Raw genomic sequence first — 17625 nt, 5'->3', positions numbered from 1 at the left:
ATCTTGTCTGACACCGTGCTGATCGCGTGGAAACACCTTATCCCGCTATCGCGGCCCTTCGCGTAGAGTTTGCTCAGACCCATCGAACGGGTTCAATGTCTCCGACTCGCGCCGGGGGGATAGACAGATGGCGCAGCTGGCTCACCGCAGGTTCACCCTGGTGTGGATACTCGGCCTCTCGGTAGCGGCTCTGGCCATTGCACTCGTCATGGTGGTCGACACCGCTCGATCGCGGCCCGAAAGCGCGAAGCCGCAAGCCGCAGATACGCAAGCCGTAGATACGCAAGCCGCAGATAAGGGAATTGGCCGAGCACTGGACCGACGAGTCGAATTGCCACCCGACATACCGCTGGTCGGCGGGACGCTCGCGGTCGGCGCCGACCTACCGTCGGCTGACCACTGCGTTGCACACGCCGAGCAAGTTGGATCCCAACGTGAGCAGATCGCGGAGAACAGGGAAGCGAATCTGTCGGTTCCGGCGTCTCTCACGCTGCCGCCGTGGCCCGACTTCTGGAATGACTCGGCGAACCGACTGTTCGTTCCCCGAATCGATGGGAAATACGCGGGCACGACTGATCAGATCATCGTGTGGGGCGCCTGTAAGTGGGGCATTGATGCCGAAGTCGTCCGCGCGATGGCCGTGGCGGAATCCTCGTGGCGCCAAGACAAGGTCTCAGACTTCGCAACTGATCCGGCCTTATGCGTCGGCGGCGCGGCCGTGCCGTGCCCGACGAGCTTCGGACTGCTGCAGCTCAAGCACACCACACGGCCGGGCTCATGGCCCAACTCTAAGCAACACACGGCTTTCAACGTCGATTACTCGCTGGCCGTCCTGCGCGGGTGCTATGAGGGATGGGTCAACTACCTCGAAAACGGGTACACGGGCGGCGACCTGTGGGGCTGTGTGGGCTGGCATTACTCGGGAGAGTGGAAGGACGGTCTGGCGCTGAAATACATAGAGACCGTGCAACATTGGCTGGACGTACGGCCCTGGACGCGTTGGTAGCTCAGGTTTCGGATGTGCCCGCGTTTCGGCGGGCGTGTTTGCCATACAGCAGGCGCGTCGACGGGCCCACTCGATGGCGCAGCATGCGCATGAACCCGGCTGAATTCAGGATTCTATCGATCCGGTAATAGACCCGAGGCGAGATCTTTGTCATGAGCGGGTCGCGCCGAGCCAGGAGCAGGGCGCCAAGCGCTGACACGGGAAGATTCGCATAGCGGTCGTAGTTCTCGAACCACCGTTGGCTGAACCATGCTTCCGTTTCTGGACCGATGAGCGCCGCCCGCCGCTTCTTTTCGTATGCGTCGAACGCGTCGGCAACAGTCTGCTTGGTCTGTAACTCACGCGCGAGACAGATCGCGTCTTCGAGTGCAAGGCGCATTCCCGAGCCAATGGAGAAGTGCGTCGTATGCGCGGCATCCCCCATCAGCACGACGTTCCCGGAGTACCACCGCTCGTTCGTGACTGTCGGGAAATTCATCCACGGCAGCGTGGGATCCGCGCGTCCGGGAGTGCTCATCAGCGACTCGCCCTTGAGGTGTTCGGCGAAGAGTCGCTTGAGGATAGTCAAGCTCTCACGTGCCGATGCTTCATGTAGGCCAAGACTCCGCCATGTGTCTTCGGTGCACTCAGCGATGAAGGTGCTCGTATTCCCGTCGAAACCGTAGGCATAGAACCAGACCCAGCCCGTCGGGCTGCGTACGAAGCCAAACGTGAAGGACGGAAACTCCTTCGTCGTACCGAGCCAGACAAACTTGTTCTTCCCGCGGACGACGTTCGTCCCAAAGCGTTCGTGATCGCGTTCGCGCAGCACGCTGTAAATACCGTCACATGCGACCACGACGTCGGCGTCCGCGAGTTCGGTGGCCTCCGCTACGTCGGTGTCGAAGCGTATGTCGACACCGAGCGCGACGGCGCGCTGAGTAAGGATGTCGAGAACGGTGGCGCGCGCGATGGCGTAGCAGCTGCCTTCGAATTCGACGCGTTCACCTTCTCGATCGAGGACGATTCCGCGCCACCTGAACGCCGATTCCGCGATGCGAGTGCCAGTGATCTCGTCGGTCGACTGCAACTCGATCATCAAGTCGTCCCACACCGTCAAGCCCCAGCCGCCGGCATAGCCGGGCGGCCGCCGTTCGAGCACCACGACATCGTGGCTCGGATTCGCGCGCTTCACCAGGAGCGCAAAATACAAGCCGGCGGGGCCAGCACCGACGCAGAGAATCCGCAAGCCAACCCTTTCTCCGCTACGCATTACCCCGTGCCGACAGGCGGGGTCCAGTCCGGCCGAGGTCTTCCCGATACCAGCATCTACGTGTCCATTGACGCCAGGTTAGGCGGCGAAGTGCAGATCTAGCAATCATGTGACATCTACTGCCAGGCCTTCAACTCGATTGCTGGTTTGGATGAAGACATGCCCCCGAATCTTATAGAATATTGACGCAAATGACGACATTTCGGCGTTGCCAAGTCATCTGAGCTGGGGATTCCCTGTCAATGTACTTGATCCCGCAAGCGCCGATAACCTGGGCATTCCGGTCAAGTCACGTCCTTTGAGTTCTAATGGGCACCCGCCTGGTGTCAGTAGCCGACGTGTTACGAGTGTCATCGTCATAGTTTCACGACACGGTCAATCAATGGACAGGCGCTTGATCTTGAACTTCGCCGCAGGCAGGCTACGGTCACTTGACGTCAGATCTAGCAAAGTTTAGGATCTTGTGATCTGTAACACACAGGGGTGGACCGGGCCGCCGGTAAGGGTGGTGGCACGTATGGCTCGGGAACGCAACGCTCGGGCCGTGGGATCGGGTCCGGAGCGGAATCAAGCTTGCGGCGGAACTGATGATCCGCCGAGGAGTGCTGGCCGTCGCTCTTCGTCGTCTCGCGGCCCTCCCTCAGGTGGAGGCCGCGCCGAATGCAAGCCGACAACTCAATTTCGCGGGGATCCATAGAAAGGTTCATCCACTAGAGGGTGCGGGCTCGTGCCCAGATTCAGAATACTTATGGCGCTTCGGCGCGACGACGACGCCGAAGAGGGGGCGGCATCGTCGTACACCGAAGCGAACCCGGCCCGTGCTCGGCCGCGGCGGTCTGCTCGTGCTGTATAGCAGCGGCAATGGTGGTGCCAACGCCAATAGCGACAACAATGGCAATGGCGAGAAGTCCGGTACGGCCCTGAATTCCAGTCCCAGTACTCGGCTGGGGTCGAATCTAAACGCCAATTCAAAACGCAATGATGCTGTGGCCGAGCCGAAGCCGAAGTCAGCTGACAGTCCACCGCTTGTGATGGGCCAGCTCTTTGATATCCCAACGGCTCTCGTTACCGAACGTATTGGTGGACCTCCGGGTCAGGATCCGTTGCGGACGTTGGTTGGTGCGATCAACGGGCGGGGCAAAAACGTGAGTTGTTGGTTCGGCTGACCTGAAAGGGGCTCTACGGCGGGGCCGTGACGACGGCCCCGTCGCCAGGGCAATAAGTGAGGGGATAAGCAATTGATGAGTGATTCGGTTGGCGGCAAGGGCGTCGTGACGGCGGTTCTGCCGCGGCACCGCAGCCAAGGACACTGCACTTGCGGCTGGGTCGGCAGACCGCGCTTGTTGCTGTCGTCGGCGAAATGCGATGCGCTCATCCATGCCGCACAGTGTGGCTGCGAGCCTGCGATCCCCTTGATCCGACCAGAACCCATGCCGGCACTAAAACCGCTTGGCACGCTTGATGTCGAGTGCCCCGCCGGCTGCGGCGCGACTTTTCCCGTGCCGCTCGAGGTGGCAGATTCAGTGGATGACGGCGCCGTGGTGGCGCCACGACTGCATAGCCTCGTCTTGAAGCACCTGATGGACTGCTCGCTAACGGATCCGGTGCGCGATCCTGTGCGCACCAACCGGACCGATTCGGCACGCACGAACCGGACAAGGTCCCGACACCGCACATAGACTTCGATTGCCGGCGCACTTCAATTGCGTCACCTACTACCCTCAGTACCGCAGGACGAGACATGGGGGTTGTGACGTTGATTGTGAGGCGCGCGGAGGTCATGACGTGAGGTCGTCTGAACCACCGGACTCGTGGCCGTCCGCTCCGGAAGGCACGTTCGCAGAGCCCGACCCGGACGATGCCGATACAGGCCCGCTGCACATTTCCGTTCCGCCACGGGCCTTACCCGAGGGCGGACTGCCGGGTGATGCCCGGCTGTACACACCGACCGATTCAGACTGGCCGCGCCGTTTCGAACCGCTGCTCGTCAACCCGCGGCCCGTGCGTCGTGCACGCAAACCAACCATTCTGCTCGCCGTCGCCACCCTCGCGGTGGTCGTCGTTGGTGGCCTTGCGGTGTGGTTGTTGCGTCCGTCGTCGTCTGCGCCTAGTTCGGCCGCCAACGATTCCGCGACATCGACCACCGCGCCCTCGAGCTCACCGGAGACCGAAGCACAAGCCCGGCTGTTGCGATTGCTTCCGGCGGGTTACCCCTCCGATTCGTGTAAACCCGTCTCCCCGCCGGACGGTGCGCCGGCAGAAGTCGAGTGCGAGAACAACATCGACGCCGGCGGCCCGCAATCGGCGACCTACACGTTGGCAAGCGACGAGGCCGCGCTCGATGCCGCGTTCAACGACATCGTCCGGACGGCCACCAGAGTCAACTGTCCGGGCAACATTCAGTCGCCTGGCCCGTGGCGACGAAACGCGACACCTCACAAGACCAGCGGTGTGCTGTTCTGCGGTCTCCAGGAAGGCCGCCCAACGGTCGCATGGACCGACGAAGACGACCTCCTGGTCAGCACCGTCCAATCAGGCCCGCAGGGGCCAACATTCGACCAGTTGTACGCGTGGTGGTCGTCCCACTCCTGACCTAGTGCGTCAGGGAGCGGGCACCGGCGTCGTGGTAACGGGGGTGATGGGCGTGCCGTGGCTGCCGTCAGGTGCGGGCACCGGCGACTCTTCCACACTTGCCGGCCGCGGTGCGCCTTCGGGGGCTACCGGAACAGGAGTCACTTCGCTGCCCGGAACGGCTTCGCTGCCCGGCGGAAGGGCTTGGCTGCCAGGCGGAAGGGGAGTTCCTTGGCTGCCTGCGGGCAGTTGTGTCCCCTGGCTACCCGCGGGCAGCGGTGTCCCCTGGCTACCCGCGGGAGGAGGCGTCACTGCCGTGGTCGTCGGAGGGGCGGTGGCCTCTGCCGCCGCGGGTGCAGGTGCCGGGGTGGTCGTCGCGGAGGCAGACGGCGCCGGACTTGTCGCCTGATACGGAGTCGACCGGGGTCCGGTCCGCGGGACCGAGGGCGGCGGTTGCACCCAGAGCAGAAGATCCTGACCGCCCACGTTGTACACGACACTGTCGGGTCCCTCGCCCGTCACATCGAAGTAGACCTTCCCAGTGGTCTTTTGGCCTTGGGCGAGGGTGGCGGGGTTGACCCCTTGCGGGGTAGCGGCGCCGAACAGCACCCGGTACGTCTGACCGTTGCGGGCACGGGCGTTGAGGTTCGAGACGATGGGGGTGGCGCTGCCCTGGAGGGCTTCGTCGGTTGCCGTCGCCTCCCAGAGTGTGCCTGCTACCGGGTAGGGGATGACGTCGGTGCTGGCTTTCAAGTCGCTGATGGTCCAGCCCTGAATGACGGCCCCGTCAACCAGCTTTACCTGGCTGCCTAGTGTGCCGGTGGTGGTGTCCTCGGCGGCGGCGATCGGCGCGCCGATGATGACGGCGGCCCCTGAAGTCGTTATGGCCGCGGCCAAAGCGGTTGTGATTGCGGTGATCTTCAACTTGGTGCACTCCTGACTCAATCCGACAGGCGGCATCCCCGGCGAATGGGGATGATCATGAAGCGAAGTTAGCAGGTCGCGCCGAAATTGTGGACTCTGGATGGGTTGCGGTGCTGGCTATTTCGGGTTGCTCACGGCCCCGTCAGCAACCGTACAACCAAATCTCCCAGCCCCCATTGCGTTACATTTCGCGGGAAGCTGGCCAGACGGCAAAGACACCAACGAGGCTGCAGGGAGGGGTTCCTGCAGCCTCGTGGTGGTACTTCTCGAAAAAGAGATCGAAGACGGTTGCGTCCTAGCCCAGGATCCGCAGAAGTCCGGTCCGGCCGTTGCCGATATTGACAGCACCCAGATTGCCGCCGCCGATCTGGACGAGGCCACCGTTTGCGGTGCCGACGTTGACGGCGCCGCCGTTCAGCACGCCGATGTTGGCGAGTCCCACGTTGCCCGTGCCGATGTTGGCGATGCCTAGGTTGAGGTTTCCCTGGTTGGCGATGCCATTGTTGAGAGAACCGCCGAACAGGCCATTGGCCACCCCGCTGTTCAGGGCACCGGGGCCCAGCAGGTTGTTCGCGATCCCGGTGTTTCCGGTCCCGCCGTTGAGGATGCCGCTGTTGCCGGTCCCGCTGTTGAGCAGGCCGTCGTTACCCGGCGTGAAGTTGATCCCGCTTTCAGCCGAGGCGGCGCCGGCCCCGACGAGAGCGATGGCGCCGGCCCCAACGAGCGAAGCGCCGAGTAGAAGAGTTGAACGGAAGAATGACATGGCTGCTCCTTAGCTGCCTGGACACTGACGGGCTAAATGTTAGACACACTTCACCTCGGAAAGCGAGCATTTCGGCAAACAAATATTGATACCAATCGTATGTCTTCGCAATTTGCCGACAGCTACACAGGCAATGTAACGCTGGGCCAAGCCAGCTATCTGAGCGCTTGTAGGCCGGAGGGCATAGTGCCTGGACAGAGTATTGACGCGCATTTCAGCACGTCAGTGCCGATAGTGAATATTGACCGAAGTATCGATTTCGGCAAAGTGGCATGCCAGTCGGTAGCAAACGAAGAACTACACGAAGTTGACGAAAAGGCAAACTAGTACGGCTAAGGGCGGCAAGCCCGGGCGTGTCTGACTCGGGTATGAGGCGCCAGCAGACGCCCTTTGCTGTATCAGCGTTCGCCGGTACGGCGACCTCAAGCGCTAGGCGGGAATGAACTCCACGCCAGCCAGTGCGACTGCATCGTCCCGCTCGGGTGCGGTGACCATGGCCGAAAAGCCGTCGCCTTCTTTCCAGATGCTGGCCTTGAGCGTCTCGCCGGGATACACCACACCGGCGAAGCGGGCGCCATAGCTGCCGACCCGCGCGGTGTCACCGTCCAGCAACGTGTCCACCATGGCCTTGCATGTCATCCCGTATGTGCACAGCCCGTGCAGGATGGGACGCGGAAACCCTGCCGCCGCAGCGAATTCCGGATCTGAGTGCAGTGGGTTGCGGTCGCCGCACAGTCGGTACAGCAGTGCCTGTTGCGGCGAGACCGGGATGGCCACCTCGAAGTCAGGAGCGCGCTGCGGTGGCTCAGAGGACGTCGACGGCCCCCGCTCCCCGCCGAAGCCGCCTTCGCCGCGCGCGAAGATCGACCGCTTCTGCGTCCACAGCAGCGTGCCGTCTCCAGTGGTCACCGTCGTCTCCGACGAGATCACCGCTGCCTTCCCTTTGTCCCAGACGTCGGTGAACTTGGTGACCGCGCGACCGGTGCCCGCGGGTGGGATCGGTCCTGGCACCGTCACCGCTTCGCTGGCATGCAGAACCTTGGACAGTTCGATGTCGATGCCAGGGAACTTCACCGTCGGCGGCTCGGTCATGTGGAAGCTGGCCGCCACGTTGCCGAACGTGGGCAGCACCTGCGGGGTGTCGTCGATCAGGTAGCGCAGCTCGCGCGGATCCATCGGGTCCGAACCCGCGCCGAGTCCCAGATGATAGAGCTGGATATCGGTACTGGTCCAAGAGAATTCGATGGGATCCAGTTCGGCGCCGAGCGCCTCATCGAGATTGATGGGCATATCAGGCCTTCCCGGTGTTGGTCCCCCGCAAGCGGGTGGTGCCCCCAGTCGCCGGCCGAGCGGCTCCGGCGACGTGCAGGGCCGCCAGATATCCGAACGTCATGGCCGGACCGATCGTCCCGCCGGGACCGGGGTACGTGTGCCCCATCACCGGCGCGCTGACGTTACCGGCGGCGTAGAGACCGTCGATCACCGAACCGTCGTCGCGCAGCGCGCGGCCATGGACGTCGGTGCGGATTCCGCCCTTGGTGCCCAGGTCGCCGGGCACCATTTTCGCGGCGAAGTACGGCCCGTGGCTGATCTCGCCGAGGTTCGGGTTCGGCTTGTTGGTCGGGTCGCCGTAGTAGCGGTCATACGCGCTCTCGCCGCGGTGGAAGTCCTCGTCGACACCGGAGCGGGCGAACCCGTTGAAACGCTCGACCGTCGCGGTCAGGGTTTCGACCGGCAGCCCCGCCTTGCCTGCCAGTTCCTCCAGCGTGTCGGCCTTCACGATAACGCCGGACTCCAGCCACTTGTTCGGGATGCGTTGCCCCGGCTGCAATCCCGCGAAGATGTAGCGGTCGCGGTACTGCTGGTCGAACACCAGCCAGGCCGGAATGTTCTCGCCGGGACCGGGCCCCTGGCCGTACACGCCGCCGTACATGTGGTGACACGCCTCGACATACGGCATCGACTCGTTCATGAACCGCGTGCCGGACATGTTCACGATGATCGAACCGGGGGAGTTGCGCTCGGATAGTGCGAACCACGGTGAGCCGACCAGCGGCACCGTCGGTCCCCACCACGCGTCCTCCATGACATCCAGTGCAGCGCCGAGCTTTTCGGCGGCGATGATGCCGTCGCCCGTGTTGGCCGTCGCGCCGACGGTCCATTCGGTGGTGATCGGGGCGCGCTGGTATTTCACTCGCATCTGCTCGTTGTGCTCGAAGCCGCCGGATCCGAGGATGACGGCCCGCCGCGCCCGGATCAGTTCCGGCTCAGCGGATTCGGGCGCTCCTGTTTCGCGGACGTAGATGCCGCGGACGACACCGTCTTCGACATACAGGTCGGTCAGTGCGGTGTTCAGGCGAACCGGAACCCCGGCCTTCTGCAGCCCGATGCGCAACGGGGCGATCAGCGCCCGGCCCATACCGACGAGGTTCTGGCCGGTGGCCTTGGCCCACATCGTGCGCGCGCCGACCTTCAGGCTCCGCAGCACACCGCGCGGGTGGCGCTTGAGCTGGTTGAGGCGCACGTAATCCTGTTGCATCACAACGACGTTGAGTGGCACCTTGCCGTAGGGCGGCTCGAGGCCGGGCAGGTCGGCGCCGAGCTTGCGCGCGTTGAACGGCTTCGGCTCGATCGACCTGCCGCCGGGCCGGCCACCAGGAGTCTCCGGGTAATAGTCGGAGTAGCCGGGCACCCAGCACATCTTCAGCGGCGAGTGCTTGAGCACGAACGACAGCATCTCCGGGCCGCGGTCGAGATAGGTGTCGATGCGCTCGGGTTCGACGACGTCGCCGATGATGCTGTGCAGATATGTGCGCGCCGCCTCGGCCGTGTCCGTGACGCCGTCGCGCTTGAGGACCTCGTTGTTCGGGATCCACACACCGCCACCTGACCGCGCAGTGGAACCACCATAGTGCGGAGCCTTCTCGACGACTACTGTTGATAGTCCCTGGTGGGCGGCGGTGAGGGCAGCGACCATGCCGGCGGCGCCGCTTCCCACCACGATGACGTCGTACTCCTGACCAGTCATGTAGAACACGTTATAGAATTGGCCGGCCTGGGGACAACTGCCCCGGTCCAAGAGACGAGGGGACTTCGCATAGATGCTCAGTGTCCAGGTGCGTGACGAACTGGCCGCCGACCTCGCCGAGGCAGAGCGCAGTCGCATCCCCATCGACCCGTTGACCACCGGCAATCCCGATATCGACGTCGTGGATGCCTACGAGATCCAGCTGATCAACATCCGCCAGCGGGTCGCCGAAGGTGCCCGCGTGGTGGGACACAAGGTTGGCCTTTCGTCCGAGGCCATGCAGAAGATGATGAACGTGGACGAACCCGACTACGGGCACCTGCTGGACGAGATGCAGGTATACGAGGACCGCCCAGTCAAGTCGGCGAACTATCTCTACCCACGCGTCGAGGTCGAGGTCGGCTTCATTCTGGCCGACGACCTCCCGGGGGCCGGTTGCACCGAAGACGACGTGCTGGCGGCGACGGCAGCGTTCGCCCCGTCCATCGAGCTGATCGATACCCGCATCAAGGACTGGAAGATCAAGCTGTGCGACACCATCGCCGACAATGCCTCCTCGGCAGGCTGGGTGCTGGGCGAGGCGCGGGTGTCGCCCAAAGACATCGACATCCGCAATATCGACGCGGTGCTTACGAATAACGGCGAGGTTGTCGCCAAGGGCCGCAGCGATGCGGTGCTCGGAAATCCGGTCACCGCGGTGGCCTGGCTGGCGCGCAAAGTGGAGAGCTTCGGTGTGCGCCTGAAGGCCGGCGACATCGTGCTGCCCGGGTCGTGCACACGTGCGATAGATGCACCGCCCGGCAGCAATTTCGTCGCCGACTTCGCCGGGTTAGGTTCAGTCCGGCTGACTTTCGAATAGCTAGGGGAAAACACATGCCGGAGAAGGCTTCTGTCGCCATCGTCGGGTCGGGCAATATCAGCACCGACCTGCTGTACAAGCTGCTGCGGTCGGAGTGGCTGGAGCCGCGTTGGATGGTGGGCATCGATCCGGAGTCCGAGGGTTTGGCCCGCGCGCGAAAGCTTGGCCTGGAGACCAGCCACGAAGGCGTCGACTGGCTTCTGGGCCTGGATGAGAAGCCGGACATGGTGTTCGAGGCCACCAGTGCCTACGTGCACCGCGACGCTGCCCCGCGCTACGCCGAGGCCGGCATCCGCGCCATCGATCTGACGCCCGCGGCGGTGGGCCCTGCCGTCATCCCGCCGGCGAACCTGCGTGAGCACCTCGACGCCCCGAACGTCAACATGATCACCTGCGGTGGGCAGGCCACCATCCCGATCGTCTACGCGGTGTCGCGCGTCGTGGACGTGCCGTATGCGGAGATTGTCGCTTCGGTTGCGTCCGTGTCCGCGGGGCCGGGCACCCGGGCCAACATCGACGAGTTCACCAAGACCACCAGCAAGGGCGTGTCGACAATCGGCGGCGCCACGCGCGGCAAGGCGATCATCATCCTGAACCCTGCTGATCCGCCAATGATCATGCGCGACACCATCTTCTGCGCGATCCCTGAGGACGCCGACCGCGATGCCATCGCGCAGTCGATCAAGGATGTGGTGGCCGAAGTGCAGACCTATGTGCCGGGCTACCGGCTGCTCAATGAGCCTCAGTTCGACGATCCGTCGGTCAACTCGGGCGGCCAAGCCCTCGTCACGACCTTCATCGAAGTAGAAGGCGCGGGCGACTACTTGCCGCCGTATGCGGGAAACCTGGACATCATGACCGCGGCGGCCACCAAGGTCGGCGAAGAGATCGCCAAAGAGTCGTTGGCATTAGCTGGAGGTCAGGCATGAGTACCGAAGACGACAACGAGTGAGGATCGCAGCGAGGAACGAGCGAGGACCGGAGCGAGGAGGAGTCGAGGAATGAGCGCCGACGAGATCTATTTCGATCCGATGTGGGACATCCGGATGACCGATACGTCGCTGCGCGACGGATCCCACCACAAGCGTCACCAATTCACCAAGGAGGAAGTCGGTGCCATCGTCGCGGCACTGGACACCGCCGGTGTGCCGGTCATCGAGGTCACTCACGGTGATGGGCTGGGCGGGTCGAGCTTCAACTACGGGTTCTCCAAGACACCTGAGCAGGAGCTGATCAAGCTCGCTGCCGAGACCGCCAAGGAATCCAAGATCGCGTTCCTGATGCTGCCAGGGGTCGGCACCAAGGAGGACATCAAGGAGGCGCAGAACAACGGCGGGTCGATCTGCCGCATCGCCACCCACTGCACCGAGGCCGACGTCTCCATCCAGCACTTCGGTCTGGCCCGCGAGCTCGGCCTGGAGACGGTCGGTTTCCTGATGATGAGCCACACCATTCCGCCGGAGAAGCTGGCTGCCCAGGCCCGGATCATGGCCGACGCGGGATGTCAGTGCGTCTACGTCGTCGACTCGGCAGGCGCGCTGGTCCTCGAGGGCGTGGCCGACCGCGTCGCGGCGCTGGTCGCCGAACTCGGCGACGACGCGCAGGTCGGTTTTCACGGCCACGAGAACCTCGGACTCGGCGTGGCCAACAGCGTCGAAGCCGTGCGTGCGGGAGCCAAGCAGATCGACGGATCCTGCCGGCGGTTCGGCGCGGGTGCTGGCAACGCACCGGTCGAGGCGCTGATCGGGGTGTTCGACAAGATCGGCGTCAAAACCGGTATCGACTTCTTCGACATTGCCGATGCGGCCGAAGAGGTCGTCGCGCCCGCGATGCCTGCCGAATGCCTGCTGGATCGCAACGCGCTGATCATGGGCTACTCCGGTGTCTATTCGAGCTTCCTCAAGCACGCCATCCGCCAGTCCGAGCGCTACGGGGTGCCCGCGCATCAACTGCTGCACCGCGCGGGCCAGCGCAAGCTCATCGGTGGGCAGGAGGACCAGCTCATCGACATCGCGCTGGAGATCAAACGCGAACAAGACAGCGGGCAGGTGCCGGCGACGCGCTGACACGTCAGCGGTTAGCTGGGCTAAAAGAACTTTTTTTGGCGGCGCGATAACCGCCGCTGTGCAGTCGCGACGCTCCGGATCGGCGAGGCGATCCGGCGGTGACGTCGTTTAGCGATCCCGGTCTTCGGTTAGCCCTCGGGGCGCGACGCATCTGTCGCACATTTCGCAGACCGAAGGAGAGTTATCCGATGAAGATGTCCGAGAAGACCGTTCGACGCGGCCTGTACGGCATGTTCGCCGGCGGCCTGCTTGCGTTTGGATCCGCAGCGATCATTGCGCCGGTGGCCAACGCCGAACCTCAACCCCCAGACACGGACAACTGCACCGTGAGCGGGATCGCCAACACCTCGAGCACGGTGTCGGCGTCCACGAGCACGTACCTCGCGTCGAACCCGGCCGCCAATGAGGCGCTGTCGGAGATTGCGACGAAGCCGCAGGTAGAGGCCCAGGCGGCCTACCAGCTGTACTTCGCCGAGAATCCGCAGATCGAGTCCGAGCTGCAGGCGATCAATCAGCCGGCCGTCGACCTCGCGAATCAATGTGGCATCGAGGTGACACCGACGCCGATTTCTGAGGTGCTGTCGGACCTCTAACAAGTAACACCGGCAAGATGGGGCGGTGACCGCCGTCCCGACCGAGCGCCGCAGGCGTATCGGTTCGATGGAGGTCTTGCTCGCTTCGCTCATCGCGCTGGCCCTTTCGGCCGGCGCGATGAGTGCTTTCGTGGCCGGTACCGCTGAGGTGGCCGTCGCCGCGACGGTGTTTTGCGGCGTGTTCGTGCAGGCGTTGCCTTTTCTGGTGCTGGGCGTCGTCATCAGTGGTTTGATCGCGGCGTTCGTGTCGGCCGACAGGCTCGCGCGCTGGCTGCCCCGCCGTCCGGCGATGGCCGTCGCGGTGGCTGGTGTGGGCGGTGCCGCCCTACCCGGCTGCGAGTGCGGTTCGGTGCCCGTTGCGCGGCGGCTCTTCGGCGAGGGCGCATCTGGGGCGGCCGCGCTGACGTTCATGCTGTCCGCGCCCGCCATCAACCCCGTCGTGCTGGTGGCCACAGCCGTGGCATTTCCCGGTGAGCCCGCGATGGTGCTGGCCCGCTGTGTCGCTTCGTTGATCACAGCGGTGACGATGGGGCTGCTGTGGCTGCGGTGGGGCCGCGCCGAATGGATCACCCGCAAGCTGCCCCGTCCGCATGAGGCAGGGGCATCGCGCTGGAGCGTCTTCACCGAGGCCGCGCGCCACGATTTCCTGCAGGCCGGGTCCTACCTCGTCCTTGGCGCTGCGGCCGCCGCGGCGCTTCGGGTCGCCGTCCCCGCGTGGGTGTTCGAGCACCTCGCCGGCAACCTCCTCGTCGGTGTGCTGACCATGGCCCTATTCGCGGTCGTGCTTGCGCTGTGCTCCGAGGCCGACGCGTTCGTCGCCGCCAGCCTCACGATGCTGCCGCTGCTGCCACGACTGGTATTCCTCGTCGTCGGGCCTGCGATCGACGTGAAGCTGTCAGCGATGCAGGCCGGGCTGTTCGGGCGTCCGTTCGCCGTCCGCTTCGGGCCCGCGACGTTCGTGGTCGCCACCGCGGTCGCGACCGTCGTCGGCCTCGTCGTGCTTGGTGGTGCGCGATGAGCCGCGGAACCCAGAACGCCCTGCTGCTGCTCGTCGGGTTGAGCATCGTGGTGATGGCGGTGAAGGGCTCCTACCTGCACTACGTCAAACCGTCGCTGCTGCCGTGGCTGATCGCGGCCGCCGTAGTGCTGATCGCGCTCGCGGTGGCGGCCATTGTGCGCGATCTGCGCGATGGCGTCGACGGGGCCGATGGCGATGACGGTCACCGGCATCGCCCCTGGCTGGTGTGGGTGCTGTTGGTGCCCATCGTGCTCACCACGTTCGTCGTGCCGCCGCCGTTGGGCGCCAACGGCGCCACTCCGGAAGCGGTGGCGTCGACCGAACCGCAACGCCGGCCGTTCCCGCCGCTGCCTGCCGGCCGCGCGCCAACCGTTTCGCTACCCGATGTGCTGATGCGGGCCGCCACCGATTCCACCGGCAGCCTCGACGGCCGACTGATCACCATGACCGGCTTCACGCTGAAGTATCCCGACAGCACCGACCTGGCTCGGGTGGTCATCGTCTGCTGCGCCGCCGACGCACAACTGGCGCGGATCCACTTGTCCGGTCCGGCGCTCGGGGTCGCGGCCGGCTACCCGGAGGACACCTGGTTGCAGGTGGAGGGCACCGTGACACCTGGGACATCAACGCCTGCGACGAACTTCATCCCCACCCTGGCGGTGACGAGCGTCAAGCGCATCGACAAACCCGCCAACACCTACGCGTACTAGTCGGAGGGTGCGGGCACGATGGGCACATGGCGAGTCGCGAGCAGGCCCAGGCAATTCTCGAACAGCTAGCGGGCCCACAGGCGACGCTTCGCGACGACCAGTGGACCGCCATCGAGGCGCTGGTGGTCCACCATCGCCAGGCTCTCGTCGTACAGCGCACCGGCTGGGGAAAGTCAGCCGTGTACTTCATCGCCGCCAAGCTTCTGCGGGCCGCCGGTAGCGGACCGACCGTGATCGTCTCGCCGCTGCTGGCCCTGATGCGCAACCAGGTCGCCGCCGCCGAGCGTGCCGGGGTTCAAGCAGCCACCATCAACTCGAGCAACATCGCAGACTGGGAAGAGATCCACCGCCGGGTCAAGACCGGTGAACTCGATGTACTTCTCGTCAGCCCAGAACGCCTGAACAACCCCGACTTTCGCGACAATGTGCTGCCGGCGCTGGCCGGTGACGCCGGACTGGTCGTCGTCGACGAAGCGCACTGTGTTTCGGACTGGGGGCACGACTTTCGGCCCGACTACCGCCGGATACGCACCCTCATCGCCGAATTGGGAACAGATATCCCGGTTCTCGCGACGACGGCAACCGCCAACGACCGAGTGGTCGAGGATGTCGCGAGCCAGTTGGGTGTCGGGGGCCGCGACACGCTGGTGTTGCGCGGCGGGCTTGACCGCGAATCGCTGCGACTCTCGGTGGTGAAGACCGACAGTCCAGCACAGCGGGCGGCATGGATTGCCGCGCAACTGAATTCGCTGCCGGGCTCGGGGATCGTTTACACGCTCACCGTCGCGCAAGCGCACGACATCGCGGCCATGCTGCGCGAGCAGGGCCACGCCGTCGCCGCCTATGCCGGCTCCACCGAAGCCGCCGAACGCGAACAACTCGAGGCCGATCTGCTCGACAACAAGGTCAAGGCCCTGGTCGCAACATCGGCGCTGGGCATGGGATTCGACAAACCCGACCTCGGATTCGTCGTCCACCTCGGGGCGCCGTCCTCGCCCATCGCGTATTACCAACAGGTGGGCCGTGCGGGCCGGTCGACCGACAGCGCCGAAGTCATCCTCCTGCCAGGGCGCGAGGACACCGACGTCTGGCGCTACTTCGCGTCCGTGGCGTTCCCCTCGGAAGCCATGGTGCGCAACGTCATCCGTGCACTCGAGCCCGACCGCCCGCAATCGACACCCGCGCTGGAACCGCTGGTGGATCTCGGACGGACCCGGCTGGAGATGGTCCTGAAGGTGCTCGATGTCGACGGCGCGGTCCGACGCGTCAAGGGCGGATGGGTCAGCACCGGCGAACCGTGGAGCTACGACGAGGAGAGGTATCGAAAGCTCGACGAGGCGCGCAAGCGCGAGCAGCAGGCCATGCTGGACTATCTCGACACAGACGGATGCCGGATGGTGTTCCTGCGCAGCCAACTTGACGACCCCGAACTACGCGACGGGGACCGCTGCGGCCGCTGCGACAACTGCGCAGGGCCTCATCTCCGCGCTGACATCGACGTGGCGGCGGTGGAGACCACCCGGCAGCGGTTGATGCGCCCCGGCGTCGAGATCACGCCGCGCAAGCAGTGGCCGTCGGGCCTGGCCAAGCTCGGCCTGAACCTCAGCGGCCGCATCGGTGACGGCCCGTCAGCGGGGCGGGTCATCGGGCGGCTGACGGACTTGGGCTGGGGCGCCCGATTGCGGCGCCTGATCGACGATCCCGATCAGGAGGTGCCGGACGAGGTGGTGCGCGCCGCCGTGCAGGTGCTCGCGGCCTGGACCTGGGAGACCCGGCCTACCGCGGTGATGGGCCTGGACTCCGCACGCCATCCGATGTTGATCGGTTCGCTGGTGGACCGGTTCGCGCAACTGGGTCGTCTGACCAATCTGGGAACGCTGAGGTATTCGCCTGAGCATCGCCCGGTTGCCGCCGCGAACTCCGCGTATCGCGTTGCTGCGCTACATGATTCGTGGGAAGCGCCGGATCCTGCGGTGATCAGTGCCGCTGGCGGTCCGGTGCTGCTGGTCGACGACGTCACCGATACCGGATGGACGCTGACCATGGCGGCACGTGTGGTGCGCGGCGCCGGGGCGGTCGACGTGCTGCCGTTCGCGCTGGCGAGCGTCAGCTAGGGGCGTGGGGCAATGCCTGCGCCGAGTGTGCGATGGCTGTGCCGAGTGTGCGCTTGCTGCGGAATTTTGCGAAGATCTCGACGCTGCATGCACACTCGACGCGATGAGCGCACACTCGGTTGGGTCGTGCCGATAACGGTGGGCGTCGAGCCGACTTCTCGGCCATTCCCGCGAACCTCTACGTCAGCGCACTCGTCACGGGATGTCGCTAGCGGCGTCGCGGATCGCGCACCGCCCTGATCGCCAGAAAACCGGTGGGCTCGCGATGCAAGCGCTCGTACCGGTCCTGGTCGATCTCGGCAGCCGCAGGGGTCGGACGCGGCTCGATCAGGCGCTCGATGAGGAAGCCGGCTTCGTGCAATTCCTCGCAGGTCTGCTCGAGTGGGGCCAGCCAGTATCGGACCCGCCAGCCCCGACTCCACACCTCGTCGATGACCCGTACATCGAAGTAGTTCCCGCCGTGTCGCAGCCAGTCACCGGTGGGATGCTGTCGCGACAGCACCAGCGCCCCGTCAGGACGAAGCACGCGCCGAAGCTCCCGCAGCGCGCGCGCCCTGTCGTCGACGTACTCCAACGCAAGGGCGAACAGCACGAGGTCCACAGACCCGTCGGGCAGCCAGTCGAGCGGATCGGCGAGATCGTGCGCCCGAAACCGGCCTGAGGGCACGCGCTGCCTGCACAGTTCGGCCATTCGCGGACTCTGGTCGAAGCCGATTACGTC

General features: G+C 64.9%; 16 protein-coding genes. 10 read left to right on the top strand and 6 right to left on the bottom strand.

Features of this window, described 5'->3' with window-relative positions; translation table 11 throughout:
• Nucleotides 1–127 precede the first annotated feature (127 nt).
• Nucleotides 128–1006: a hypothetical protein gene (locus VFH65_RS00790; protein ID WP_353319217.1), complete on the top strand. Its 879-nt coding sequence runs from the start codon at nucleotides 128–130 to the stop codon at nucleotides 1004–1006.
• A gap of 1 nt (nucleotide 1007) precedes the next feature.
• On the opposite strand, the gene VFH65_RS00785 is transcribed toward VFH65_RS00790, so the two are convergent.
• Complete coding sequence (locus tag VFH65_RS00785) at nucleotides 1008–2258, bottom strand: FAD-dependent monooxygenase (protein WP_353319216.1); 1251 nt, start codon at nucleotides 2256–2258, stop codon at nucleotides 1008–1010.
• A gap of 818 nt (nucleotides 2259–3076) precedes the next feature.
• Between VFH65_RS00785 and VFH65_RS00780 the strand changes: the two genes are divergently transcribed.
• Nucleotides 3077–3424 (top strand): hypothetical protein, encoded by a 348-nt coding sequence (locus tag VFH65_RS00780; RefSeq protein ID WP_353319215.1) that lies wholly within the window; start codon nucleotides 3077–3079, stop codon nucleotides 3422–3424.
• A gap of 619 nt (nucleotides 3425–4043) precedes the next feature.
• Complete coding sequence (locus VFH65_RS00775; protein WP_353319214.1) at nucleotides 4044–4850, top strand: hypothetical protein; 807 nt, start codon at nucleotides 4044–4046, stop codon at nucleotides 4848–4850.
• Between the two features lie 9 nt (nucleotides 4851–4859).
• Here the strand turns inward: VFH65_RS00775 and VFH65_RS00770 are convergent, their stop codons facing one another.
• The 4 genes from VFH65_RS00770 to kstD form a co-directional block, all read right to left on the bottom strand.
• A complete protein-coding gene (locus tag VFH65_RS00770; protein ID WP_353319213.1) occupies nucleotides 4860–5753 on the bottom strand; it encodes an MPT63 family protein in 894 nt (297 codons plus the stop codon).
• Between the two features lie 295 nt (nucleotides 5754–6048).
• Entirely contained in the window at nucleotides 6049–6516 is a 468-nt protein-coding gene (locus VFH65_RS00765; RefSeq protein WP_353319212.1) for a hypothetical protein, read from the bottom strand.
• A gap of 429 nt (nucleotides 6517–6945) precedes the next feature.
• Nucleotides 6946–7806, bottom strand: a complete 861-nt coding sequence (locus VFH65_RS00760; protein WP_353319211.1) for a MaoC family dehydratase — start codon at nucleotides 7804–7806, stop codon at nucleotides 6946–6948.
• 1 nt (nucleotide 7807) lies between these two features.
• A complete protein-coding gene (gene kstD, locus VFH65_RS00755) occupies nucleotides 7808–9544 on the bottom strand; it encodes a 3-oxosteroid 1-dehydrogenase (RefSeq protein ID WP_353319210.1) in 1737 nt (578 codons plus the stop codon).
• 73 nt (nucleotides 9545–9617) lie between these two features.
• Between kstD and VFH65_RS00750 the strand changes: the two genes are divergently transcribed.
• From VFH65_RS00750 to VFH65_RS00720, 7 genes are all read left to right on the top strand, one after another.
• The gene (locus VFH65_RS00750; protein ID WP_353319209.1) at nucleotides 9618–10403 is read left to right on the top strand and encodes a 2-keto-4-pentenoate hydratase; all 786 of its coding nucleotides are present in this window, start codon (nucleotides 9618–9620) and stop codon (nucleotides 10401–10403) included.
• 14 nt (nucleotides 10404–10417) lie between these two features.
• Nucleotides 10418–11332 carry an acetaldehyde dehydrogenase (acetylating) gene (locus VFH65_RS00745; protein WP_353319208.1) on the top strand — a complete coding sequence of 305 codons (915 nt, stop codon included), beginning with the start codon at nucleotides 10418–10420 and terminating at the stop codon, nucleotides 11330–11332.
• Between the two features lie 72 nt (nucleotides 11333–11404).
• Entirely contained in the window at nucleotides 11405–12469 is a 1065-nt protein-coding gene (dmpG, locus tag VFH65_RS00740; RefSeq protein ID WP_353319207.1) for a 4-hydroxy-2-oxovalerate aldolase, read from the top strand.
• Nucleotides 12470–12657: 188 nt separating this feature from the next.
• Nucleotides 12658–13062, top strand: coding sequence for a hemophore-related protein (locus VFH65_RS00735; RefSeq protein ID WP_353319206.1), 405 nt, complete (start codon nucleotides 12658–12660; stop codon nucleotides 13060–13062).
• Between the two features lie 67 nt (nucleotides 13063–13129).
• Nucleotides 13130–14080 carry a permease gene (locus VFH65_RS00730; protein ID WP_414688329.1) on the top strand — a complete coding sequence of 317 codons (951 nt, stop codon included), beginning with the start codon at nucleotides 13130–13132 and terminating at the stop codon, nucleotides 14078–14080.
• Nucleotides 14077–14790 (top strand): TIGR03943 family putative permease subunit, encoded by a 714-nt coding sequence (locus VFH65_RS00725; RefSeq protein WP_353319204.1) that lies wholly within the window; start codon nucleotides 14077–14079, stop codon nucleotides 14788–14790. Before VFH65_RS00730 ends, VFH65_RS00725 begins: the two co-directional genes overlap by 4 nt.
• Before the next feature lie 26 nt (nucleotides 14791–14816).
• Complete coding sequence (locus VFH65_RS00720; protein WP_353319203.1) at nucleotides 14817–16904, top strand: RecQ family ATP-dependent DNA helicase; 2088 nt, start codon at nucleotides 14817–14819, stop codon at nucleotides 16902–16904.
• A 208-nt stretch (nucleotides 16905–17112) separates the two neighbouring features.
• On the opposite strand, the gene VFH65_RS00715 is transcribed toward VFH65_RS00720, so the two are convergent.
• Nucleotides 17113–17625, bottom strand: a 513-nt coding sequence (locus VFH65_RS00715; protein WP_353319202.1) for a class I SAM-dependent methyltransferase, incomplete at its 5' end; no start/stop codon positions are given.

Origin of the sequence: Mycobacterium sp., assembly GCF_035697385.1 — a bacterium.
Lineage (GTDB): Bacteria > Actinomycetota > Actinomycetes > Mycobacteriales > Mycobacteriaceae > Mycobacterium.
Note: the sequence above shows the minus strand (reverse complement) of the source record. Positions and strands in the feature narration are given on the sequence as shown.

Bases quoted from the DNA above. Each gene is read 5' to 3' on its own strand.
- VFH65_RS00790 (WP_353319217.1), top strand. From the start codon at position 128: ATGGCGCAGCTGGCTCACCGCAGGTTCACCCTGGTGTGGATACTCGGC.
- VFH65_RS00785 (WP_353319216.1), bottom strand. From the start codon at position 2,258: ATGCGTAGCGGAGAAAGGGTTGGCTTGCGGATTCTCTGCGTCGGTGCT.
- VFH65_RS00765 (WP_353319212.1), bottom strand. From the start codon at position 6,516: ATGTCATTCTTCCGTTCAACTCTTCTACTCGGCGCTTCGCTCGTTGGG.
- VFH65_RS00760 (WP_353319211.1), bottom strand. From the start codon at position 7,806: ATGCCCATCAATCTCGATGAGGCGCTCGGCGCCGAACTGGATCCCATC.
- kstD (WP_353319210.1), bottom strand. From the start codon at position 9,544: ATGACTGGTCAGGAGTACGACGTCATCGTGGTGGGAAGCGGCGCCGCC.
- VFH65_RS00750 (WP_353319209.1), top strand. From the start codon at position 9,618: ATGCTCAGTGTCCAGGTGCGTGACGAACTGGCCGCCGACCTCGCCGAG.
- VFH65_RS00745 (WP_353319208.1), top strand. From the start codon at position 10,418: ATGCCGGAGAAGGCTTCTGTCGCCATCGTCGGGTCGGGCAATATCAGC.
- dmpG (WP_353319207.1), top strand. From the start codon at position 11,405: ATGAGCGCCGACGAGATCTATTTCGATCCGATGTGGGACATCCGGATG.
- VFH65_RS00735 (WP_353319206.1), top strand. From the start codon at position 12,658: ATGAAGATGTCCGAGAAGACCGTTCGACGCGGCCTGTACGGCATGTTC.
- VFH65_RS00730 (WP_414688329.1), top strand. From the start codon at position 13,130: ATGGAGGTCTTGCTCGCTTCGCTCATCGCGCTGGCCCTTTCGGCCGGC.
- VFH65_RS00725 (WP_353319204.1), top strand. From the start codon at position 14,077: ATGAGCCGCGGAACCCAGAACGCCCTGCTGCTGCTCGTCGGGTTGAGC.
- VFH65_RS00720 (WP_353319203.1), top strand. From the start codon at position 14,817: ATGGCGAGTCGCGAGCAGGCCCAGGCAATTCTCGAACAGCTAGCGGGC.